At 58.7% G+C, this 22,910-nt stretch carries 16 protein-coding genes; 10 read left to right on the top strand and 6 right to left on the bottom strand.

What is annotated here, in order from left to right:
* Window positions 1–172 precede the first annotated feature (172 nt).
* Window positions 173–523 carry a hypothetical protein gene (locus tag BLP10_RS21510; RefSeq protein WP_091139389.1) on the bottom strand — a complete coding sequence of 117 codons (351 nt, stop codon included), beginning with the start codon at window positions 521–523 and terminating at the stop codon, window positions 173–175.
* Between the two features lie 1,135 nt (window positions 524–1,658).
* Between BLP10_RS21510 and BLP10_RS21500 the strand changes: the two genes are divergently transcribed.
* The 5 genes from BLP10_RS21500 to BLP10_RS23735 all read left to right on the top strand — a co-directional run bounded on the left by BLP10_RS21500 (window position 1,659) and on the right by BLP10_RS23735 (window position 7,037).
* Window positions 1,659–1,862, top strand: coding sequence for a hypothetical protein (locus BLP10_RS21500; RefSeq protein ID WP_210183651.1), 204 nt, complete (start codon window positions 1,659–1,661; stop codon window positions 1,860–1,862).
* A 358-nt stretch (window positions 1,863–2,220) separates the two neighbouring features.
* Window positions 2,221–3,351: a sugar ABC transporter substrate-binding protein gene (locus BLP10_RS21495; RefSeq protein ID WP_091139387.1), complete on the top strand. Its 1,131-nt coding sequence runs from the start codon at window positions 2,221–2,223 to the stop codon at window positions 3,349–3,351.
* A gap of 80 nt (window positions 3,352–3,431) precedes the next feature.
* Window positions 3,432–4,961 carry a sugar ABC transporter ATP-binding protein gene (locus BLP10_RS21490; RefSeq protein ID WP_091139385.1) on the top strand — a complete coding sequence of 510 codons (1,530 nt, stop codon included), beginning with the start codon at window positions 3,432–3,434 and terminating at the stop codon, window positions 4,959–4,961.
* Window positions 4,954–6,054 (top strand): ABC transporter permease, encoded by a 1,101-nt coding sequence (locus BLP10_RS23740; protein ID WP_244510745.1) that lies wholly within the window; start codon window positions 4,954–4,956, stop codon window positions 6,052–6,054. Before BLP10_RS21490 ends, BLP10_RS23740 begins: the two co-directional genes overlap by 8 nt.
* Window positions 6,055–6,140: 86 nt before the next feature.
* Entirely contained in the window at window positions 6,141–7,037 is an 897-nt protein-coding gene (locus BLP10_RS23735) for an ABC transporter permease (protein ID WP_244510747.1), read from the top strand.
* A gap of 126 nt (window positions 7,038–7,163) precedes the next feature.
* On the opposite strand, the gene BLP10_RS21475 is transcribed toward BLP10_RS23735, so the two are convergent.
* The 5 genes from BLP10_RS21475 to BLP10_RS21455 form a co-directional block, all read right to left on the bottom strand.
* Window positions 7,164–10,292 carry an error-prone DNA polymerase gene (locus BLP10_RS21475; RefSeq protein WP_091139379.1) on the bottom strand — a complete coding sequence of 1,043 codons (3,129 nt, stop codon included), beginning with the start codon at window positions 10,290–10,292 and terminating at the stop codon, window positions 7,164–7,166.
* The gene (locus tag BLP10_RS21470) at window positions 10,289–11,791 is read right to left on the bottom strand and encodes a Y-family DNA polymerase (RefSeq protein WP_091139376.1); all 1,503 of its coding nucleotides are present in this window, start codon (window positions 11,789–11,791) and stop codon (window positions 10,289–10,291) included. Before BLP10_RS21470 ends, BLP10_RS21475 begins: the two co-directional genes overlap by 4 nt.
* Window positions 11,709–12,461: an ImuA family protein gene (locus BLP10_RS21465; RefSeq protein WP_091139374.1), complete on the bottom strand. Its 753-nt coding sequence runs from the start codon at window positions 12,459–12,461 to the stop codon at window positions 11,709–11,711. Before BLP10_RS21465 ends, BLP10_RS21470 begins: the two co-directional genes overlap by 83 nt.
* 240 nt (window positions 12,462–12,701) lie before the next feature.
* Window positions 12,702–13,709, bottom strand: a complete 1,008-nt coding sequence (locus tag BLP10_RS21460) for a 3'-5' exonuclease (protein WP_091139371.1) — start codon at window positions 13,707–13,709, stop codon at window positions 12,702–12,704.
* 928 nt (window positions 13,710–14,637) lie between these two features.
* The gene (locus BLP10_RS21455; RefSeq protein ID WP_244510743.1) at window positions 14,638–15,252 is read right to left on the bottom strand and encodes a MarR family winged helix-turn-helix transcriptional regulator; all 615 of its coding nucleotides are present in this window, start codon (window positions 15,250–15,252) and stop codon (window positions 14,638–14,640) included.
* 267 nt (window positions 15,253–15,519) lie between these two features.
* On the opposite strand from BLP10_RS21455, the gene BLP10_RS21450 reads away from it, so the two are divergent.
* The 5 genes from BLP10_RS21450 (at window position 15,520) to BLP10_RS21430 (ending at window position 22,908) form a co-directional block, all read left to right on the top strand.
* A complete protein-coding gene (locus BLP10_RS21450) occupies window positions 15,520–17,250 on the top strand; it encodes a type I secretion system permease/ATPase (RefSeq protein WP_091139368.1) in 1,731 nt (576 codons plus the stop codon).
* Window positions 17,247–18,635 carry an HlyD family type I secretion periplasmic adaptor subunit gene (locus BLP10_RS21445; protein WP_091139365.1) on the top strand — a complete coding sequence of 463 codons (1,389 nt, stop codon included), beginning with the start codon at window positions 17,247–17,249 and terminating at the stop codon, window positions 18,633–18,635. The genes BLP10_RS21450 and BLP10_RS21445 overlap by 4 nt, the downstream gene beginning before the upstream one ends.
* A 388-nt stretch (window positions 18,636–19,023) precedes the next feature.
* Entirely contained in the window at window positions 19,024–19,764 is a 741-nt protein-coding gene (locus BLP10_RS21440; protein ID WP_091139363.1) for a calcium-binding protein, read from the top strand.
* A gap of 85 nt (window positions 19,765–19,849) precedes the next feature.
* Window positions 19,850–22,084, top strand: coding sequence for a glycosyltransferase family 2 protein (locus tag BLP10_RS21435; protein ID WP_091139361.1), 2,235 nt, complete (start codon window positions 19,850–19,852; stop codon window positions 22,082–22,084).
* Entirely contained in the window at window positions 22,084–22,908 is an 825-nt protein-coding gene (locus BLP10_RS21430) for a class I SAM-dependent methyltransferase (protein WP_091139359.1), read from the top strand. Before BLP10_RS21435 ends, BLP10_RS21430 begins: the two co-directional genes overlap by 1 nt.
* Window positions 22,909–22,910: the final 2 nt, after the last annotated feature.

The following is a 22,910-nucleotide window of genomic DNA, read 5'->3' as shown; positions in this document are numbered from 1 at the left end:
CGACCCATCATGAGCCCGGCCAGCATATCCTATGCGCTAGAGCTAAAAGACTCAGAGGCACAACGCGAGTGGAACAAGGTCCCAGCGTTAATCAGGAGTGACCGCTTCAATATTTCCCTCCCATGCAAAGCGAGTGAGGGGTGAGTGAAGCAAGGACAGATGAAGAGAAGAGCTACTTCTCGTCATCAAGACACTGTCCCTTTGCAGGTACTGTTGAGTACCAGTCGACATAGGGTGTGTTCATGACTATGTGGCGATTATAATCTGGCGCTCCATCGTTCCACCAGACGGGGCCTCTCTCGCCAAGAGCAATCTTCGCCGCATTGACTCTCGCCCGGGCCGCTTGGGTAGCCTGAGGGATCCCTTGAGCATCGCGGACGGCGCGGCGGGCAGCCATTAATTCGTTGACGAGATGCTGCCTTTCAGTCGGGTCAAGTTCCGGGTTGCTCGCGCGCCAGAGCCGCCCCTTGACCACGAAGTAGCGACCATCCGGTGTGCGAGGATAACGATCAAGCTCAGCCACGAAAGAAACTTACCCCTCGAAAGAATTTTTTGCGGTCGTGCGGTTAACTAGAGCATCTGTGCACCTTCGCAACAAACCGCGTCGGTTCGGCTTCGCCTCTCGTCCGGAAATGGCATGCGTGTTGCGGGAATTAATAATGGTCAAGGTAGCGCCATAACCGCGTGAACAGCAGATTTCTTCCTAAATATAGAAACATCACTTGTTGCTGGGAACAGTAGCCTTTCACGGGTATCTTTATCGAGGCGACGCAGCATAGCTGTGGCACTAAACCGGAAGGTGTGCATGATGCCTCGAACTCCCTATAACAAGTCTACAGACCCATTTGAGGGGCTGAAACTGCCCATAAGCGCTTGGAAGGCACTTGAGGAGGCAAATATCAAAAGCATTCGGCAGATGAGAGCCATTGCCCCCCACATCGAACAGGTCTTGAAGGCTGATCCGGAAACAATCCGCGTTATCAAGAACACACTGGGCCGTTTAGCCGCCGGCCGGATCCTTCGAGTACGACTCCATTTTCCCAAAGCGATATCAGCTGAACTGACGAGATGTCGCAAAAGACCGTAATGCTTGGCAATGAAGATATCATGTGAGGATGCCAATCAGGATTTATGGGCTCGTTGAGCAGCCCACCTGAACGCAGTAGTAATTACCGGCAGCAGGATGGCTCCAGCCAATGCGCAGCCACCGATTTCAATTAATCCGTGCAGAAAAGGGCTACCATCAGGCGGGTCGGACCGAATGAAATGCTGGAGGTGGAGCACGAGCCCCGTCAACGTTCCTAAAAGGGTTCCAGCCGCAAAGCTGGAGTTCACCCTAGTGCGGACTACCTTAGATGCGGGCTTCATTTCATCGACGTCTTACGGATCTAGGAGGGGTAGGTCATGCTCTGTATATAGCAGGGAAGAGTGAAGAGAGGGTTGAGGAGCTTCCAGTTAAATCATCCCCTTAACGTGTTCCTTGATATAGAGCATTGTCCGATCAGACCCGACTTACTGACCATGGACTCAGCCGTTTCAGGAGTTGCTGTGCCTTCCTTGAGGCTTTGCTCAAAGAGATCAGTTATTTTTGAAGCCAAGGCTCCAAGGACTACCAGATCCACGCCGCACGGCTGATGACCAACCGGCTGGAGGCGCAGGTGGCGTGGAGCGTGCTCTTCGCGACGATCTCGGCTGTGCTGGGCTACGTGTTCGCGGGCTACGGTCCGCTGTGGTTTGGCGGTAACGATGCTGTAAGCGCGGCCGGCATGATCGCGACGATCTCCGGGGTGATCCTGGGACTTGCTTGTTTGTTCGCTCCGCATCGCTCCCGTATTGGGGTTTCACGCGAGAGAGAGGCATAGGCAAAATCGACCAAGACAGAGCCGACGGCTGCGAAAGGTTTCGTTTTTGAACTCGACCGGGCGAAAGCCGAAGATCGGCTTATTACAGAAACAGCGGACGTTCCTGAAAGAATGGGATGGCTGTTGTATGACCTAGTCGGGGGCTCTTAGCAGCTGGAGGCCACTTCTCTGGAGGTGGTTCATGAGACAGATCCAAGGCTGCCCCATCGAACCCGATACTTGCGAGGCTCTACTTCTTATCCAACCGAGTTCGGCAGGATTGCTTGTCTTACACAATGGCGAGACCTAACATGCTAGCCGGTCCAGGTTCGCGACAGACGGACCAGACCTGGGAAGAACGCCGTCCTGGGAGGATCATATGGCACGCGCTGCTCGGCTGTCTGCACTCGCTTTTTCTGGACTACTGCTCTCGTCCGTTGCGGCCTTTGCCGCTCCGAAAATCGTTCCCGGTCCGGGGCCAGATCCGGGCTGCTTCAAGCCGTGGAATGCGCAGACCAAATACATGCAATGGGATAAGAAGCCCGGCCCCTACCGCGTTGCCGTGGTTAACGGCTTCGTTGGCAATACCTGGCGCATCCAGATGATTCAGACCGCAAAGGCTTATGCCGAGCAGGCTGGCATGAAGGACAAGATCAAGGAGCTGAAGGTCGTCTCGACCGGCACCGATGTCGCCGCGCAGCTCGGTGCCATCGAGGACTTTATCAACCAGGGGTACGACGCCATCATCACCATTGCGGTGGCGCCCGAGGGCTTCGACCGCGTGATCCGGCTGGCAGATCGTAACAACGTAGTGATCGTACCGTTCGACAACGTGCTCGATACCGACAAAGTCATGCAGGTGAACGAGGATCAGCTAGAGATCGGCCGCCTCTCGGCACGGCACCTTCTGAAGGAGCTAGGCCAGAAGCGCGATGGCAAGATCCTCGAGGTGCGGGGCCTGCCCGGAAACTCGGTAGATCGCGACCGCCATCTCGGCTTCCGCGAGGTGATGGACAAGGAGGGCAGGTTCCAGATCATCGAGGTGGTGGGTAACTGGGATGACGGCACTGCCCAGAAGGCGACCGCCGATGCGCTCGCTGTGCACGGCAGGTTCGAAGCCGTGTTCACGCAAGGCGGCTCGACCGGATCCGTGCGCGCCATGATGGACGCGAAGCATCCCTTCGTGCCGATGGCGGGCGAAGGCGAGAATGGCTACCGCAAGCTCATCGCGCAGCATGCTGGCGAAGGGCTGAAGGGGTTTTCCTATAGCCAGTCGCCGGGTCTCGTGGCCATCTCCATGAAGGCTGCGATCTCGGCGCTCGAAGGGAACCCGATGCCTCAGCTAATCTCGGTGCCGATCCCAGCCGTCGATTACACAACCCTCAAAGACAATGTGAATTTCTGGTCGAATCTCTCTGACAACTTCTTCGCAGCCAATGAATTCCCGGCCTGCGGCGTGAACGTGACGGCACCTGAGATCATGGCGAAGGACGCCAAGAACACGCAGTAGGACGCACGTGGTCAAAGCACCTCGGCCTCTGTCCAGCATTCGTCTGGACAGAGGCCTCCTTTGTCGATCGAAGAGGCCTTATGCTCGAACCTGCGCCCTTCTTCGCCCTCGAAAACATTACCAAGCGCTATGGCGGCGTCCATGCTCTGCGGAACGTGGATTTCGCGTGCAGCCGCGGCTCGATCCATGCCGTCCTGGGAGAGAACGGCGCCGGAAAATCGACCTTGATGAAGATCATGGCGGGTGTCGTGCAGCCGGATGAAGGCAGCATGATCCTCGAAGGTGTGCCCGTCACGTTTCCAACCCCATCGGCTGCGAACCGCGCCGGGATCGTGTGCATCTTTCAGGAGCTCTCGCTTATGCCGGAGCTCACCGTGGCCGACAACATCACCTTGTCGAGCCCGCCACGCCGCTTCGGCTTCATCGATGGCCGTGCCCAACGCCGACGATCGGAGGAACTACTCGCCCGCGTCGGCTGCGAGGACATCAACCCCTTGAGCCGCGTGTCGGACCTGCCGCTCTCCCGGCGGCAGTTGGTCGAGATCGCGAAGGCGCTGGGGCGCGACCCGAAGCTCCTCATCCTTGATGAAGCCACCTCTGCACTGACCTCCACAGACGTGGATAGCGTATACCGTATGCTGTTCGAGCTGAAGGCGCGTGACTTGAGCATCCTCTACATTTCCCATCGCATGCACGAGATCGAGGCGTTGGCGGACCGTTGCTCAGTTTTCCGCAACGGGCGGCATATCGAAACCTTCGCCAAAGGCGTACGAAGCAATGACGAGATCATCGGCCTCATGATCGGCCGCGAGATTGAAGGACAATTTCCAGAAAAGCCCAAGCGGCCGCGGCCGGCGCCACTCATCACGATCCGGGATCTTTGCTGGGAGAACCATCTCAAGGGCATCGGACTTGAGGCAGGGCGGGGAGAGATCGTAGGACTTGGGGGCCTCGACGGGCAGGGGCAGAAGGAATTGCTGCTCGCGCTCTTCGGCGTGCTGCGTGGTGTTCGCGGCACGGTGACCATCGATGGGCAGCCCATGCTCCCATCCTCGCCAAGGGCTGCAAAAGGCGGCCGGGCCCGGATGGCGCTCGTGCCCGAGGATCGCAAGAGTGAGGGCCTCATTCTCTCCATGTCCATTGCCGACAATATCGCCATGGCCTCCCTCGATCGTCTATCGCATGGAACATTCATCGATCCGGGCCGTACCCGTCAGGCCGTCGAGCGCGCCATCGAGCAGTTGCGGATCAAGATCGGCAGTGCGGGCGATCCGGTCGCGACCCTGTCTGGCGGCAACCAGCAGAAGGTGGTGATTGCCAAGTGGCTCGCGACGGATCCCGACGTGATTCTACTCAACGATCCGACCCGGGGCATCGACGTGGGAACAAAGCATGAGATCTACCGGCTCATGCGTGAGCTCGCGGAGGAGGGAGCCTGCATCCTTTTCTACTCAACGGATACTGAGGAACTGATCGGCTGCTGCGACCGCGTTGCGGTTATCTATGACGGCCGCGTCGTCCGCGAACTGGATGGAGATGCCATCACGGAGCGCAACCTCATCGCGAGCGCGCTCAACATCGTCGAGCGGCGGGAGCCTGTTCATGTCTGACACAGTGCTCGCGCCCGCCGCTGCGGAGCCGAAGAAAAAAACCCTCCGGTGGGGTGACGGCTTAAGCTTACGCTGGCGCAAGCACGCCGGTATCCTCGGCGCGCTTGCGCTCTTCCTGGTTCTCTACCTGTTTTATCAGATGAGCCATCCCCGTGGATTTACAGGACAGATCCTTATCCAGAATGCCAACGAGGTCTTTGCGTTGGCCCTCGTGTCCATGGCGCAGACCGTGCCCGTGCTGATGGCGGGCCTCGATCTTTCCGTCGGTGCCGTGATGACCCTTGTGGGCTGCATCGCGAGCCATCTCGTCGACGGCAGCCCGACTGATATCGCGCTCGGCATCGTAGCCTGTATCGCGGCAGGCGCTACATGCGGCTTCGTCAACGGCTGTGTGGTCGTCTACGGGCGCATTCAGCCGATCATCGCGACGCTTGCCACGAGTGCAATCTACATGGGGCTCGCCCTCATCCTACGACCGACACCTGGAGGCAAGGTGCAAGAAGATCTGTCCTGGGCGGTTGCGAGCGACGTGCACGAGTTCGCAGCAACCTTCGGTCTCTTCGACGATGGCGAGGCAACCTGGCTGCAGCCCTTCGCTTGGATCCCGGTGCCACTCGTCTTGCTTGCGCTGATCATCCTTGTGATCTGGGTGCCGTTCACCCGTTCCGTCATGGGGCGCACGGTCTATGCGATCGGGTCCTCCGAGACCGCAGCATACATGTCGGGGCTCCCGATCAACCGGGCGAAGCTTGCGGCCTTTACGCTGGCGGGCCTCTTTGCCGGTCTCGGCGGCTTGTTCCTTGCCCTTCAGACCTCATCCGGCAATGCCGATATTCCGCAGGCCGGAGCCTATACGCTCAATTCCATCGCGGCCGTGGTCATCGGGGGCACCTCGCTTCTCGGCGGCACTGGCAGCGCCATCGGGTCCATGATCGGAGCGATGGTGCTGCGCACTATCTCGTTCAACTTCCGCATCTTCGACGTGGCCCCCCTTCTGCAACCTCTCTTCGAGGGGCTGGTGCTTCTTGCCGCCGTGAGTATCGGCGGACTGAAGCTACTGCGTCTCAAGAACAGGCTCGAGATATTCCGGTGAGCAGAAGGGTCAACGCGACTACCGCGCTATGGGGTCTGCGTCTCGATCCCGACGACAAGCCTGTGGCCTTCGCGGTCGGGTTCGTCATGCTCATCCTGCTGATCGGGACGGGGTACACCCTCTACACGCAAGGCAGCGCACCCCTTCTGCAACCCCAGTATCTCTTGCAACAGCTTCAGGTGGGATCCTTCCTCGGGATCGTAGCAGCCGGACTCATGCTCGTTATTCTGCTTGGCCACATCGACCTTTCGGTGCCCTGGACACTGACAGCCGCCGCCATGATAGCAACCGCCGTCGGCGGCCCCTGGGCAATCCCAGCGGGCATTGGGGTCGGTCTAGTCGTCGGCATGGTCAATGGGCTCGGTGTCGCGTATCTACGGGTGCCGTCCATGATCTTCACGCTCGGCATGAACGCCGTAATGCGCGGCCTCATGGTGGCTCATACGGGCGGCTTCGCCCCACAGACGGCAGCGACCGACTTGATGCAATACCTCGCGGTAGCCCGCATCGGCGACATGATCCCGGCGGCGCTCCTCGTCTGGCTGGCGGTTTCAGTAGCCGTCGTGGCGATCCTCACGCGCACGACCCTCGGCCGCTCCATCTACGCCATCGGCAATCGCGAGCGGGCTGCCTATCTCTCGGGAATTGATACAAACCGCGTGATCCTCGTCACCTTCGCGCTCTCGGGCGCAGCGGCGGGCCTCGCGGGCGTGTTGCTCGCAGGATATTCCACCAAGGCCTATCAGGGCATGGGCGATGCCTATTTGCTGCCTGCCATCGCCGCAGTTGTCATCGGTGGTACCAACATCCTCGGCGGACGCGGGCGCTACCTGGGCACTCTCGTGGGCGTCATCCTGATCGTGCTTTTGAACTCGGTCCTCTCCATCATGCAGATGCTCGAGGCCGGCCGCCAGATCATCTATGGCTGCGTTATCATCTCGATGCTACTCGTCTATGGGCGCGGGGCCCGTGTAACTGGATGATCGTTAGCCATTTAATTTTCTCAAAGATTGAAAAGTGTGCCAGAGATTGGTTGCACCATAGCTGGAACGTTATCGCTGTGTTGGTTGCATCCGTCCCACCAAAATGCACACAAGCCTTGTTACGTTCTAATGAAAATCGCGCGATCCCCTTTTCAACATAGGGCCATTGCCAATACTTCCTAAGAGATCCGCGCAATCGAAAAAGTGCTCGGCGATGACATGAATGACATCGCCATCCCGCTGTACCCTGCCACGGCAGCCGACCATACCTGAGCCGAGGATGACTCGGCGCTGTTTCTCGAACAAACCCGCCCAGATTACGAGGTTAGCCACATCCGTCTCGTCTTCGATCGTCATGAACGTCACGCCTTTGGCAGATCCGGGTTTCTGGCGAACTAGGACCAATCCAGCGACAGATACGCGATGCCCATCTTTGACACGCCGCAACTCCCCACAAGCGATGATGCGTCTTTGCTCGAGCTCCTGACGTAGAAAGGTGATGGGGTGCTGCCTTAATGTCAGGCCCTTGGTCAGATAGTCCTCTACGACTTCACTTCCCTCCGTCATCGCTGCGAGTTGGACTTCAGGCTCATTGCCCTCGGACGCGAACTTTCTCTCCCGCTCGTCGGCGGCTGCAAACAGCGGCAGGGAAACGGCGGACAGGCCTCGAATGGTCCATAATGCTTTGCGACGATTGAGACCAATTGACCCGAATGTGTCAGCCCAAGCCAACTGTCGCAGGGATGGTATGGATACTTGGGCACGACGCTGAAGATCTTCAATGGAGGCGAATACATGCTCGCTGCGGGCAAGTGGGATCATCGCGGCTTCGGCATTCGACAGGCCGTAGACGAGCCGAAGGCCAAGGCGAACGGCAAATCTGTTCGGGTCTCCGGTTGGCTCCAGTATGCAATCCCAGCGCGAATGATTGATGTCGATGGGGTGCACTTCAATGCCATGGTTCCGCGCGTCGCGCACAAGTTGGGCCGGCCGGTAGAAGCCCATCGGCTGAGAGTTCAGGATAGCGCAGCAGAACACATCTGGGTGGTGGCACTTAAGCCAGGACGAAGCATAGGCGATTTTGGCGAAGCTCGCTGCATGGCTCTCCGGGAAACCGTACGAGCCGAAGCCCTCCAGCTGCTTGAACGTCCGCTCAGCAAATCCCGCATCGTAGCCGCGGGCAGTCATGCCCTCAATCAGCTTGTCCCGGAATTTGGAGACGCCAGCTGTGAACTTAAAGGTGGCCATGGCGCGCCGGAGCTGGTCGGCTTCCGACGGCGTGAAGCCGGCGCACTCGATAGCCACGCGCATGGCCTGTTCCTGGAAGAGAGGAACGCCGAGCGTCTTCTCTAGCACGCGCTGGAGCTCAGGTTTTGGGTATTCGGGCTTCTCGCGACCCTCGCGTCGGCGAAGATAGGGATGCACCATGTCGCCCTGGATCGGGCCTGGCCGGACGATCGCCACCTGAATGACGATGTCGTAGAAGGTCTTCGGCTTCAGCCGCGGCAGCATCGCCATTTGAGCACGGCTCTCGATCTGGAACGTGCCCACCGTATCGGCCTTCCGGATCATAGCGTAGGTCGCCTTGTCCTCACCGGGGATCGTGGCGATGTCGTAGCTCTCGCCCTTGTGCTCGCGCAGAAGATCAAAGGCCCGGCGCATGCAGCCCAGCATGCCAAGCCCCAGAACATCGACCTTCATGAACTTCAGGGTATCAATGTCGTTTTTATCCCACTCGATGACCTGGCGGTTCTCCATCGCCGCCGGCTCGATCGGCACGAGATCGTCGAGCCGCTCCTGCGTCAGCACGAAGCCACCCGGGTGTTGTGAAAGATGACGTGGTGCGCCGACGAGCTCGCTTGCCAACTCTAAAGTCATGCGCAGGCGGGGATCATCGAGGTTAAGATTGAGCTCTTTCGCCTCTTTCGCGGTTACGCCGTCATCTCCCCAACCCCAAACCATAGCGGAAAGCCCTGCCGTGACATCTGTCGGCAGACCGAGAACCTTGCCGACCTCCCGGACCGCCCCTTTCGCGCGGTAGGTTGAGACGACGGCCGTAAGCGCAGCGCGATGGCGGCCATAGGTGTCATAGATCCACTGGATTACCTCCTCGCGCCGCTCATGCTCGAAGTCGACATCAATGTCGGGCGGCTCGCGCCGCTCTTGGGAGACGAAGCGCTCGAATAGGAGATCATGCTCGGTGGGGTTAATCGAGGTGATGCCGAGCACGAAGCAGACGGCGGAGTTGGCTGCAGAGCCGCGGCCTTGGCACAGAATGCCGCGTGAGCGGGCGAATGACACGATGGCATGTACTGTGAGAAAGTAGGGGGCGTAGTCCAGCTCTTCGATCAGACGGAGTTCGTGGCGGCAAGTCTTAGCGACGGCATCGGGTACGCCATTGGGGTAGCGTTTGCGCGCTCCCTCCCAAGTCAGGCGTTCCAGCTTCTGCTGCGCTGTCTCGCCTGAGCCCGTTTCGGAAGGATACTGGTAACGCAGCTCGTCAAGCGAGAAAGTGCAGCGATTCAGAATTTCCTGGCCACGCCAGAATGCTTCCGGATGTCGTTCGAACAGGCGCTGCATCTCGCCCGGATCCTTGAGATAGCGGTCGGCATGACGCTCAAGCCGGTAACCAGCTTCGTCGATGGTGCAATGTTGGCGAATGCATGCAACGACATCCTGCAATCTGCGGCGGGCAGGGTGGTGATAGAGAACGTCGCCGAGGGCGACGGTCAATACCCGCACGCTTTGGGCCATCTGCTCGACCTGCCACAAACGCAGGTGCTCGTCCGGCGCGAAACGGCGGATCAAGGCCATGTATGCGCGATTGCCGAACACGGATTTCAGTCGGATCAGGTTAGCCTGGAGGACGTCATCAGCATCGTCGCCGAGAAGGATGGCAAGCAGGCCCTCGTTCCAGGCAGAGACATCGTCCCAGGTGAGATGGCACTTCCCTTTTCGGGCACGCCCTTTGCCGATGCTCAAGAGACGGCACAGACGCGAATAGGCAGCTCGATCCGTCGGATAGACCAGAAGCGACGTGTTGTCGGCGAGATCGAGGCGGCAGCCGACGACGAGACGAACACCTGTTGCTCTTGATGCCTCATAGGCACGCACAATCCCGGCAAGCGAGTTGCGGTCCGTCACGGCGAGGGCCGAGAGGCCGAGAAGTTTCGCCTGCTCGAATAGTTCGGCAGGACTCGATGCACCGCGCAGGAAAGAGAAATGGCTCGTGACCTGGAGTTCGGCATAGGTCATGCGAGAAACCCATGCATCCACCAGCGACCACCTTCATCGGCCGGGGCGTCGCGAAAAATCCAGAAGCGTCCGCCTTGATCCGTCTCGACCCGGTAATAGTCTCGGGCCACCGAACCGGTATCACCGTTCCACCATTCCGGATTGACGCGTTCAGGGCCGTCGGCGTTGGCCACTTTGTGGCGAACCTTGCGCCAGACAAAGAAAGCCGGCGGATGATCCGGAAGGAGGGCCGTAGCAACAATCGGCTCGGGCGGATCAAGCAGGCGAGCGGGACGCGGTAGGTTCTCGGGCCAAGACGAGCGCGAGGGCGGGGCGAGGGCAGAGACCTTGCGGGCCATACGTTCCGGCACGAAGGTTTCGACCGGCGCGAGACGATAAACCCGGTCCGCACCGATCCGTGCTCCAATCCGGTCGACGAGCCGGGCCATGTCAGCTTGCTGAGCACGGCCTGCAGCGAGGCTATGGACTTCCGTCTGAGCTTCCAACAAGCGCTCGACTTGGCTTGCGACGAGAATGACCTCTTCAATACCGAAGCCAGGATCGATGACTTGCAGGCGCTCATCGAAGAGTTTGGCGATATGCTGCGGGTCGCGGTTGGCCTTCGCCGTGCTAACACGCAGCTCCGCACCTTTCTGGTCGACACGCCGGATGAGCAGATCAAGCCGGCGCACGCCTTCGGCGCGACGCTCCAGCTGGCGGCACAGGTCTGTGGCAAGACGATGTACCACGGCTTTCAGGTCCTCCGGACGACCGATAGGCTCAGCGAAGGCAAGGCTCGCCACTGGCGTATCTTTCGGGATCATCGGGTTGATCGGCTCGAAGGCCTGGCCCAGCGCTTGATCGAGCCGCAGCGCCACCTCACGGCCGAACCGGCGCACCAGAGGTGGGCGAGGCATTGCGGCTAGCTGACCGATGCGGTCGATGCCGAGACGATGGAGTGCGGCGAGTTTATCAGCTGGGATTCTTAAAGCCGCGACGGGCAAAGGCAGGACAGCGTCCGCAGTACGGCCAGACGGTACCACGCCGCGAGTTCCAAAACGGGCGGCTGCCCAGGCGGCTCCTGGAGCATCAGCCACCGCGGCCTGAGCCGTGAGACCCGACTGCTCTAGTCGAGTAATGAGATCTCGCAGCAACTCGACTTCACCACCGAGAAGGTGGGCCGCACCGGCGATATCGATCCAGATGCCATCCGGCGGATCTGTTGCGACAATGGGAGCATAGCGCAGTGCCCAGCGTGCCAAGTCTTTCAGCGAGGTCTCGTCCTCTTCCGGCTTTGCATCGGCGACATGCAGATCTGGCACCAACGCCTGGGCCTGAGCCAGCGGCATGCCGACGTGAAGCCCGACCGCCTGGGCGGCGGAACAGGCAGAGCGCACGATGCGGCGGGATCCGATCTTGTGCACGGTAACGAGCGGCTCATGACGTGGTGGCATGCCGGTTTTGCGCCGGATCCGGTCGGTCGGCCAAGCCGGCAGGTAGAGCGAGACGACCCTTCGCATCGCAAGCCTCAAGAATCCAGGAGCGGGGCTCGGCCCCGCGACAGCGCACGAGTTCAACGTGCCAGAGGGCACGACCAAGACCCGGGGCAGGCGGTGCTTGTGATGCAAACGGAGCGATGCGCCACCGGGTCACTGCGGCGGTCGGGAGAGCGACAAGATCTTTTTCTGCAACCGTCCACCAACGGCGGATCATCAAAGCCGCAACGCCGGATCCTTCCGCGGCAAGTTGCAGGCGGCGGGAAGCGGTGAGGCCGAGGCGCGTGACCTCACCGATGACTGCAGCCAAGCCCTTTTCCCGAAGGCCTTCCTCGACGACAGCGAGGATATCGCGCTCGCGGAAGGTCTCAGCGTAAACGACACGGTCAGGGTGAAGGCCAGCCGCAGCGAGGCCCGGTGCGAACAGGTCGCGCCGGTTAAGACACCACAGGACAGAACCTTCGAGACGTGCGGCGATGCCGGCGGCAAAGAGGGTGGCGCATCCGGCGAACTCCGCCGCAGCACCATAGTCGACGAACTCGTGAAGCGCACCGCGCTCCAAGCCGCCGTAAGGCAGGTGACTGTCGAGGCTTGGCATGCCGAACGGCAAGATCCCAGCGTGACGGCCGCCGCCTTCGAGGCGAGCGATCCGTCGCCGCAAATCGGCAAGCCTGTCCTGTTGCCCGGCTTGCATGGTCCCGTGCCTGTTCAAGTTCGCGTTGATGATGTTCCTATTATGTTCTCATTTTCCGGTGAGTCAATCGACCACACTAGGCTGTGAATTTTGGGGAGAAGGATGTTGCGAAGTGCCGTAAAAATGAGATTTCCCAATCACCTAACAGCATTGAGTTTCATACTGTCTGCTTCTTTTGCATTCCAAGCCTGAAAAGATAGTCGCTTATGTTATGCAGTCTTTGGGACATGGTGGAACAAGCTAGGGGGCAGCGCGAAACCGCTCAAAAGCCGTAACCCGCTGCGTGAAAGGCTCCACGTCCCTGCGATAGATCTCCTGCCGGAGGAACGTCAGTTCCTTCTGATGCGCCTCTTCAGCAATCTCGATAAACCACGACTTGGGGCGACCATCAGAGCCATCATTCCAGCGGTAGCCACGCTTCTTCAGTATATCCTTCATGTCAAAAGGTGAGCCCTCGGCCCAGACCCTCACCATGGTCTTTCTAGCAGATGTTAAGAGATGTGACATCGCGCACCCTGCATCGTCAGGGAGGGGATGTGCCAGCACTTCCAGGAGTGCGTGACAGTCCTCGACAGCGCGGTGGCCTTGGTGAAACCACCCGCAATGCGACAGCAGGTATCCGAGCTTAGATCCTTCAAAGCCTAAGTCGGACCAGGACACCTCAGCATGGGAGCATGCCCATGCCTTCATGGAGAAGCCTTGTGTCAGGCGCTCGCAGAATGGGCGATCGAAGCGTGCATTGTGAGCGATCACCAAATGTGCGGGTCGGAGGAAATCCTCTACGGCATCGAGATCGATAATCTGACCCTGCACCATGTCGGCAGTAATCCCGGTGATTCGTGTGATCTCCGGCGCGATGGGGATCGACGGCTCACGCAGGGCATTGAAAGTGCCGACCACATCTCCGATGCGCCCATCCTCACTATACGAGAACGCTACCATCCCGAGTTCGATGACTTCGTCCCGCATGTGATCCAAGCCAGTGGTTTCGGTGTCCACGATGATGGCCCGTTTTTCGCCCGGGACCGCATTGCGGGAAGGGACCACAGGGCGTGGTAGAAGGCGACGCAGAATGCGGTAGTGGCCGCTAGACTCCAGAGCGTAGGCTGCGGCCTCGAAATTCTTAGGATCCAGCCGGAACGGATGCTTCTGTCCCAGTGACTTCACCTGGATGTCAGAGTTGAGAGGCTTCTGGATGGGTACCGTTGTCTCGTCCAGTCCAAGAAACAGATCCGCCTGTCCCTGCATGTTGCCTCCGCTGATGAAGGCGAGAACCGTAGGACCAACTGGTGGCCACAAGGTTAAGAAGCCGGTCAAAGCATGTTGGGCCTCCTGCTTGGGAGTGTGAAATTGCAACCAGCCGCGAAGCAGCTGACATTGGAATCAATGAGTCAGAGGACCTCTCAGGCCGATGCGGGCTTTAGAGCGTGTTCTTGCTCGTACGCTCCTGCGCCAGCCGGCGCTCTGTAAGGTCAAGGAGATAAAAAAATCGGTGTGAGAGTTCCACATCCTCGGCGACTTTCCTGGGGACACCGGGGTAGACCCGCCACAGATAGGTCTTCAGCCGCTTCAGATCTCGGCGCATCCGTCGCATCTGACGAGCATGGGCATAGCGGCTCATCTGTACGGCGTTGTGCTAGGCCAACCGGCCGTGGGCCAGCATCAGAGCCTGAAGGGCTTTGAGGTAAAGCTTTGGGATGAGCGATCGCCTTGGGTGGCCCTTCATGTCCATTAGAGTCAATCAACACCTACTGGCATATTTTCGACCTGAACGAGGATTTGCAATCGTATGTGAAGGCGATGCCAAGACCCTCGGTCTAACACCACTCGTCCGCTCCTGGATTCAGGAATAGCCTTTTGCAATCGATGCTGCTGAGAAAACTGAAACGTGATCGGGTTCCAAGCTGCCGATTGATATATGCAAACACAATCAGAAGCATCATTTGAGGTGGCTCAGCCTCTAAAGATCGCATGCTCGGTATTAGAGAGCTAAATTGCTTTGCTGTTAGATACAAACTGAAACGTCATAGACGAAATCCTTTATCAAACTGTCGATGCTGCAATATCTTGGATGTTCAAAGCGATCGGCTGCTTCGTTCGCGAGCCGCGCGTCGAAATAGGATCCCTCCAATCTGGTCCTTTATCGGATGCAGTATTCGCCTGAGTATCACACGACTTATTCGTCGCAGTCGGTTTCGTCGTAGCTACTGAGATTGGTCCACGCTTGCTCGATACGCTTGAGTGTACGGTAGGTGGCTTCCAATTCGCGGATCTCAGCCTCATTGCGAGTTACGAGCTTCTGGTATTTCCTGTCTGTCCGCCTGATCGTATCGCAGAGCGCTATCCCTTTGTCCGTCAACTGGACTCGTGCCGCGCGTCGGTCGCTCTCCGAAGCTGTGCGGATGACATACCCTCCTTCCACGAGACGCTTGAGGTTGTAGGATGCGTTCGATCCAAGATAATAGCCGCGTTTGATTAATTCTTTAACTGAGAGTTCGGCTGGACCGATTGTGAATAGCATCATCACTTGGGATGGGCTCAGGTCCTCGACTCCGGCTTTTGAAAGGTCGACACGCATCAGATCCAGAGAGCGTCGGTGAAGGCGCTCTATGACCCTTACGATCTCAATATGACTGATTTCGGCGGGTACCGACTGCAGTGCTTCGAATTTGGGGTCGTATCCTTGCATTTCGCTACCAATCTGCGGCGGGAGTTGGTTGGTCGCTGCCACTCCGCCTTCGGAAACTAATTGAATGCCATTCCATTTGTCGTATTTATGATGGGCGGACACAGTAAATATCTTCCTATATCAAATTAAAATATTTTGAATTTCAAATTAATTTAAGGCTTCCACAGCCATAAGATGATTTTCCGCCTGAATTGATTACAACTACTTGACCAAATGCTTGCGCATTTTTGCGTGCGACACTTTTAATGTTTCGCGATTCATACTTAATGGGTAGATGCACGTCTGTCCTCCTTTCACGATCCTCTTTGAAGAACTTTTGGGCAGAATTTGGACTCGCCCGAAAATTGTCCGTTTTGGAGCTCGCCCTGCATGAAGAGACCGGCCCACCCAAGAGCCGCTGAGATCATCCACGAAGGGCGCAAAGCGTTCGTGTCCGGGCTTGTATATGCAGGCATTCTCAGCGCCTTCATTAATCTGCTTCAACTGACTGTACCTCTCTTCATGCTTCAGGTGCATGATCGTGTTGTGAACAGCCAGAGCACCGACACGTTGGTGATGCTGATCATCGTGGCAGTCGTCGGGCTGGGGATCTACTGCATCCTCGACTATGTGCGCGCGCTCACCTTTCAGGTCATGGGTAGCAAGCTGGTGCGCAAGCTGAACCTTCCGGTTTTAGAGGCGGCTGTATCCGCCTCGGTGACAAAAGGTGTCTCGCAATCTGCGCAAGCAATTCGCGATCTCAACGACATCCGGGCCTTCGTCACTGGCAACGCCATCAGCGTGCCGCTTGAGGCCATCTGGTCGCCGATCTTCCTTGCCGTTCTGTTCGCCTTGCATTGGCTCTATGGACTCGTAGCGCTCATCTCGGCGGCCATCATCCTGTCGCTAAGCCTGTTCTCAGACTTCCTGACCCGCCGGGCCATGAAGCGCGCTAATGAATCGTCCATGCAGAACATCGGCGAGATCAGCGGCAGTTTGCGCCACTCGGAGGCCATCGAGGCCATGGGTATGCTGCCGGCGCTTGCGGGGCGTTGGCGGCGATCGCAGCTCCACACCCAAGATCTCTTGGATGCCACCACCCGACGGGGCCGGGCCCTTGCGTCCTTCACTCGCACCTGCCGCTACATGATGCAGATCGCCGTCCTCTCCACGGGCGCGATTTTGGTCATTCAACAGGAAGTCAGCGCCGGATCGATGGTGGCGTCGAGTATCATCATGGGGCGTATGCTGCTTCCGTTTGACTCCATGGTCGACGGTTGGCGACAGTGGGTTCTAGCCATGACAGCATGGAGCAACGTTCAGGACCTGCTTGAGAACCAGGCGCCGCAGCGGGAGACGAAGCCGACGCCGCCCACTCAAGGCGAACTTTCGATCGACCGCTTGGTCTATGCTGTGCCTGGCTCGGATGTGCCGATTCTCAAGGGGTTATCCTTCTCACTGTCCCCGGGGGAGGTCCTTGGCGTCATCGGTCCCTCGGCTGCCGGTAAATCCACCCTGGCCCGCCTTCTCATCGGCGTCACAAAACCGACGACTGGTGGCGTCTATCTTGATGGCAACAATGTCTACCTGTGGGAACGCGGTTCATTCGGAGACATGGTCGGCTACCTGCCCCAAAGCGTGTCCCTGCTTGATGGAACCATTCGGGATAACATCGCGCGGATGCGCGATGCCGATCCCCGCCTGGTGCTCGAGGCAGCTCGGTTGGCCGACGTCCATGACATGATCGGCCGTCTGCCCCTTGGCTACGACACTCGTCTCGGAGACAGCGGCTACGTCCTGTCCGGGGGGCAGCGGCAGCGCATCGGGCTAGCCCGTGCGGTCTATGGCCGACCACGTTTAGTCGTACTCGACGAGCCGAACGCAAACTTGGACGCCGACGGCGAACGGGCCCTCATCCGCGCGATTGAGGCCTTACGGGCAGACGGTGCCATCGTTATCCTCATCGCCCATCGTCCCTCGATCATGCAGATAGCCGACAAGCTCATGGTTCTGCAGGACGGTAAGATCACCCAGCTTGGCCCGCGCGCCGCCGTTGTCGGCGCAATCACACCTGGCGAGAAAACTGTTGGGGCAGTGATGACTCTAAGGGGGAAGGCATGAAGAAATCCGTCGACATCATCAAAGCTCCCTCATCCCAGGCAGCGCCCTACAGGCCGGTAGAACTCAAGCCGTGGACCGAGAGATATCACGACGAGGAGCCGCGAGAGCCGACTTATCGCGGGCCGGTCATTGCTGGCGTGGCCACGATCTTTCTCGGCCTTGGAGGGTTCTCGACCTGGGGCTTCACGGCTCAGCTCGACAGCGCCGCGATCGCTGCGGCAACGGTTGTGGTTGATTCCAAGCGCAAGACGGTCAGCCATCTCGAAGGCGGAATTCTGAAAACCCTGCTGGCGCAGGAGGGCCAGGTTGTAAAGGCCGGGCAACCCCTTCTGATGATGGATGACACGAGAGCCAAAGCGGAACTCGAGCAGCTTCGCTCGAAGAGAATTGGCCTCGAGGCACGCCTCATTCGCCTCCGTGCCGAGCAGACCGGCTTAAAGAGCCTGACATTTCCAGAGGACCTGCAGAATGCGGGCGGCCCTACCACAGCCGATATCCTCAAGGCCGAGCGCAATTTCTTCAACGCCCGACGCGAGATGCAGGAGCGCAAGATCGACATTCAGCGCAAGACGATCGCGCAGCAGGTGGCAGAGCTCGACGCCGTGAAAGCACAGACTGACGCCAACAAGCGTCAGTCAGAACTCCTCGACCGTGAGCTCAAGGCGATTGCCAGTCTGGTAGAGAAGGGCTATGCCCCACGCCCACGCCTGACGGAGATGCAGACCCGGGAGAGTGAGTTAATCGGTGACGCCGGCGAGCTTGCCTCGCGCAAGGCGAAGGCGGAGCAGGGCAAGGCCGCAGCCGAACTCGAAATCCTGTCCATCGGCACGGATTTCCAGCAGCAGGTCGCCAACGATCTTCAGACAGCGCAACTTGAGCTCGCCGATACGACTGAGCGCATGACAGCGGCCGCCGACGTTCTCAATCGGTTGGCTGTGACCTCTCCTCAGAACGGCATTGTGACTAACATCCGTTCCCATACACCAGGGAGCGTGATTTCAGCCGGGCAACCGATCCTTGATATCGTGCCGGAGAATGAGCCTCTCATCGTTGAGGCGAAGGTCGGCCTGCGTGACGTTGATGCGGTCCATGTTGGGGCACCCGTCCAGATTAGGCTTACCGCGTACAATCACCGTAGCACTGCGCCACTTGCCGGAAAACTGACCTATCTTTCGGCTGATCAGCAGATGGACGATCGGAACGAGTATGCCTACTTCGTCGCGCGTGCGGAGATCGATCCGGCGAGCCTAAAGGCAAGCCCGAACACGGCTCTTTATCCAGGCATGCCGGCTGAGGTTCTAATCGTCAACAAGCCGCGACGAGCGATTGATTATCTACTCTCGCCAATCACTGAGAGCTTCAATCGCGCCTTCCGTGAAGACTAGCGTTCGCAGTTGGTAAAATTGGCGCCGCTACAACTGGGACGACCCGCAAGTATCTTGATTTAAATCAAGATTAAATTGAGATTATATCCTAGATATATCCAAGCATAAATTGTTCTAAATTCAAATTAAATTGCACATAATACTCATATAATCCATATTGAATTTATTATTACTTTATATGTAAAGTTGTTCTTCAGATCTGGTGAATATTTCTTGCGATCTATTGTTTACAAAAGTGCCTACTCAAAGTAGGTAGATCCCTGCAAGGTGGTATAGCGCGACTTATGTCACCCCGGCTTTCCCCCTGCACAGTGAGCGCTCGAAACTATTTAGAGCATGCGACCAGACGTTCATCTGTTCTCCCGGCACAAATATTAAGGAAAATTCTATGGCGACTATCGGTGGTGGTGCCCTCAACGACACCCTCTATGGTACCAACGGTCCCGACGTGATCTTCGGAAACGCCGGCGACGACCTGATCTTCGGCGGCAATGACAGCGACCTACTTTCAGGAGACGCTGGCAACGACGTCATCTTCGGTGGCAACAGCGACGACTGGCTGTCGGGTGGCGAGGGCAATGACGCCTTGTTCGGCGGCAACGGCGCTGACGTTCTTCAGGGCGGCGACGGTGACGACGTCCTATTCGGCAACAACGCTGACGACGTCCTTCAGGGTGGTGGCGGCAACGACTACCTTCGTGGCGGCAACGGTGATGACATCGTGCTCGGTGGCGAGGGTAACGACATCCTCGAGGGCAACAATGGCAACGACGTCCTCGTGGGCGGCGCTGGCGATGACGTCCTGCGAGGCGGCAACGGCAGCGACATGCTAATCAGCGGCGAGGGCAACGACATCCTCCAGGGCGGCGCCGGCAGCGACACCTTCGTCTTCACCGGTGGCGGCGGCAACGACGTCATCCTCGATTTCAAGGCTGGCCAGGACATCCTCCAGATCTCGAAGGGCATCAACGGCACCGACATCGAGTCGGCCGACGACCTCGCCTCGCGTGTCCAGCAGGTTGGCAACGACACAGTCGTGGACCTCGGCAACGGCGACACGATCACACTGCGCGGGGTGGACGCCGACGACGTTAACAGCAATCCAGCGGACTTTTTCTCCGTCCAGTAAGGACTGGCCGAAGGATGCAAGTAACGGATGCCGCGGTTTCAAGCTGCGGCATCATCTTTTTAAGCATTAGCTTGGCAGTTTGAGCATGTCTGAGGTTGCTGTTTCCGCTTCATCATCCGAGCACGTCGCTCGCCCGAGGATTTCAAACCTCGGACGCGATGTGATCCTCATCGCATGGGATGTGCCGCAGGCCGTTCGCTTCACGTCACCGAAGCTGGTGGCTGAAGACGACCTCGTTTCGCCCTTGGCTTCCTTGCGCGTAACTCGTGCGGAAGGCGGCATGCGTCTGTTCTGGGTTCTGCGCCGCCCCAGCGAAGGCACATTCGAGGTCGAGTTGTCAACCGGACCGGTCGGATTGCGGACAGATGTCGTGATCGAGTCCGGCGAACCGATTGCCGCGGCCGCGGCCGAGGCCCTTTTCGAGGGCATTGATGCCTCGGGCCGCGTGGCGCTTATTTCCGCATTCTTTAATGTCTGGAGCGTGATGTTTCGTCTGCACCGCAGCAGAACCTTCATTCGAGTTCTTCGCGATATCCTTCGCCACCTCACTCCCAATCCAGGGCCGGCGACGGCAGTTGCACATGTGGCCGAGGATCTCGTTCTGCTACGGACTGTGCTGTCGAGCGGGTTCGGCAAGGTCGACGCCATTTATCTGCTTAGTGACTCTGGCCCGGCCCGTCTTGTGGCCCGCGCCCACCGGATCGCTTCCGAGAAGGGCGCGCGCGAGGCGGTGCATTTCCTGGCCGAGCGTGTCCTCGTTCCGCCCGGCGACGCTCATCTAATTTTGATCGGACCAAGCGGCCTATCGATCCGCAAGCTCTCAGTCGGCACTGGCCTGCCGTCGATTGAACGCTGGCTTCGTGAGTATGGTCAGGCAGCTCCAAGCCTGCGCGAGCATATACTGATCGAGATTGCCGAGCGCTCGCCAGCCGGCCGCGCCATGGCGCTCGAGGCGCAACTGCGGTCTCCCCTCCAGCCGAAGCGAGCCGTCAACAGCCTGACCACGCCCTCTGCCGAGATCGTCACCGCTCTCTCGACCCCAACCGGCACCCTGGTGACGGGCTGGTACCGGGATCCAGTCGATCTCTTCGCCGGCATCGATGCCGTTGGTCGAGATGAGAGCATCCGCGATCTGACGCCCGACCTTCACCGCTTCCCGGTCGAGGTCGCTGGGCCAAGCAATGGATCTCGTCTTCCTGCTACAGGCTTTGCGGTACTCGCCCCCACCTCCACAGGTTCGGCACCCTTGCTTCAGCCACGTTTCCGTCTGCGCCTTAAGTCGGGGGCGTTTCATCCTTTAATTCCGCGGTTGCAGCCTGCCGATTCAGTCGAGGCACGCGCGGCCGCCCTGCGCGCCGTTCCGCCACAGCACGTCGACGAGAAGCTCCTGGCGCAAGTCATGACCCCCGTCATCGCGAGCCTGCATGAGCAGGCGCGGCAGAGGATTGGACATCCATCTGTCATCACGATTGGCGTTCCCGTTGTCCGCCCGAAGGTTTCGGTGATCGTACCGCTCTACAAGGCGCTCGACTTCCTGCGCTTTCAAATCGCGGCCTTTGCGACGGATCCTTGGTTCCAATCAAATGCGGAGCTGATCTATGTCCTCGACTCGCCAGAGCAAGCACAGGAAGTCGAACACCTTCTTGGCGGGCTTCATCTTGTTTATGGCCTGCCTATGACTTTCGCCGTCATGGAGCGTAACGGCGGCTACGCGCGGGCAAACAACGTCGGCGTTTCTCTGGCCCGTGGTGACGTTTTGGCTTTGGTGAACTCCGACATCATCCCCACGAAGGCTGGTTGGTTGGAGGCCTTGGTTACGCGGGTGAGTGGCCGCCGGCGCAGCATTGGCGCTGTCGGACCGAAGCTCCTATTCGAGGACGGCTCGATCCAGCATGCGGGCATGTACTTCGGGAAAGATCATCGCGGTCGTTGGCTCAACCAGCATTTCCACAAGGGCATGCCCCGCGATTATCCTCCCGCCTGCGAGGAGCGCATCGTGCCGGCTGTTACCGGAGCATGCATCGTGACGCCACGGTCCGTCTTCGAAGCCGTGGGCGGCTTTACTGAAGACTACGTTGTTGGCGATTACGAAGACAGTGATCTATGCCTCAAAATCACCATGACGGAACGTAAGATCGCCTACGTTCCCGACATCGAGCTCTACCACCTTGAGCGCCAATCGATGTCCCTCAACAGCGAGTACATGCGCGGGATCGCCTGGCAGTACAACTGCGCTCTCCATACGGAGCGGTGGAGCAGTCTTATGACCTCCATCATGCAGAATGCCAATCGTCAGCGCAAATCAAGGAATGCTGCGTAATGAACGCCCAACTCAAGATCAAAGCCGATGATCTCCAACCGGTTTTGTCTCCTGCCGAAGAGGCGCTTCTCTCGAAGTTGATAGCCGAGATCGCCACCGACGACACCCTTCCTGAACCGGACCCCGAGAGTATCTTCGTCGGTGACGGAGATTATCGGGCGATCGGTCTAGAGTATCTCGGGCATTTCGTACGCATTGGTGGTCTCAAGCCGCATCACCGCGTCCTCGATATCGGCTGCGGTATCGGCCGCATGGCAGTTCCGCTGACCCAGTATCTCGACGCGACGGCGTCCTATGAAGGTATCGATCCCGTCAACGAGGGCATCCAATGGTGTGTCCGGAACATCTCGTCGGTCTATCCCAACTTCCGGTTTTGTCATCTCGACGTTGCGCACGAGCTATATAACCCGCAAGGGACCATGGCCGGGAACGAGATCGCTTTACCTTTTGCAGGAAATAGCTTCGACTTTGCGTTCATGACCTCTGTTGCGACGCATCTGCCGGTCAACGAGATTGTATCCTACGCCCGTGAGATCATGAGGCTGCTCGCTCCAGGCGGACGCCTGTTTCTGACGGCTTTTATCGTCGTTGCATGTGATCCTGAGCGGGCGAACGCACGTCCGCAATTTCTTAGAGGCGAACGCTCCGGAACCTGGATTGCCGACCCGGCCGCACCGCTTGGCGCGATCGGCTTCGACGACGGTATCCTCCAGGACATTCTTGTGTCTGCTGGGCTCAAGCTCGAACGCGTCAGCTTCGGCCACTGGCGAGGCATCGAGAGCACTCATTACCAAGACGTCATCATTGCCGTGAAGCCGGAGTGAGT

Origin of the sequence: Microvirga guangxiensis (assembly GCF_900102135.1) — a bacterium.
Taxonomy (GTDB): domain Bacteria; phylum Pseudomonadota; class Alphaproteobacteria; order Rhizobiales; family Beijerinckiaceae; genus Microvirga; species Microvirga guangxiensis.
The sequence above is the reverse complement of the archived record's forward strand: the minus strand, read 5'-3'. Positions and strand labels throughout refer to the sequence as shown.

Bases quoted from the DNA above. Each gene is read 5' to 3' on its own strand.
- BLP10_RS23735 (WP_244510747.1), top strand. From the start codon at position 6,141: ATGCTCATCCTGCTGATCGGGACGGGGTACACCCTCTACACGCAAGGC.
- BLP10_RS21495 (WP_091139387.1), top strand. From the start codon at position 2,221: ATGGCACGCGCTGCTCGGCTGTCTGCACTCGCTTTTTCTGGACTACTG.
- BLP10_RS23740 (WP_244510745.1), top strand. From the start codon at position 4,954: ATGTCTGACACAGTGCTCGCGCCCGCCGCTGCGGAGCCGAAGAAAAAA.
- BLP10_RS21435 (WP_091139361.1), top strand. From the start codon at position 19,850: ATGTCTGAGGTTGCTGTTTCCGCTTCATCATCCGAGCACGTCGCTCGC.
- BLP10_RS21465 (WP_091139374.1), bottom strand. From the start codon at position 12,461: ATGCAAGCCGGGCAACAGGACAGGCTTGCCGATTTGCGGCGACGGATC.
- BLP10_RS21460 (WP_091139371.1), bottom strand. From the start codon at position 13,709: ATGCAGGGACAGGCGGATCTGTTTCTTGGACTGGACGAGACAACGGTA.
- BLP10_RS21450 (WP_091139368.1), top strand. From the start codon at position 15,520: ATGAAGAGACCGGCCCACCCAAGAGCCGCTGAGATCATCCACGAAGGG.
- BLP10_RS21475 (WP_091139379.1), bottom strand. From the start codon at position 10,292: ATGACCTATGCCGAACTCCAGGTCACGAGCCATTTCTCTTTCCTGCGC.
- BLP10_RS21440 (WP_091139363.1), top strand. From the start codon at position 19,024: ATGGCGACTATCGGTGGTGGTGCCCTCAACGACACCCTCTATGGTACC.
- BLP10_RS21430 (WP_091139359.1), top strand. From the start codon at position 22,084: ATGAACGCCCAACTCAAGATCAAAGCCGATGATCTCCAACCGGTTTTG.
- BLP10_RS21490 (WP_091139385.1), top strand. From the start codon at position 3,432: ATGCTCGAACCTGCGCCCTTCTTCGCCCTCGAAAACATTACCAAGCGC.
- BLP10_RS21445 (WP_091139365.1), top strand. From the start codon at position 17,247: ATGAAGAAATCCGTCGACATCATCAAAGCTCCCTCATCCCAGGCAGCG.
- BLP10_RS21470 (WP_091139376.1), bottom strand. From the start codon at position 11,791: ATGCGAAGGGTCGTCTCGCTCTACCTGCCGGCTTGGCCGACCGACCGG.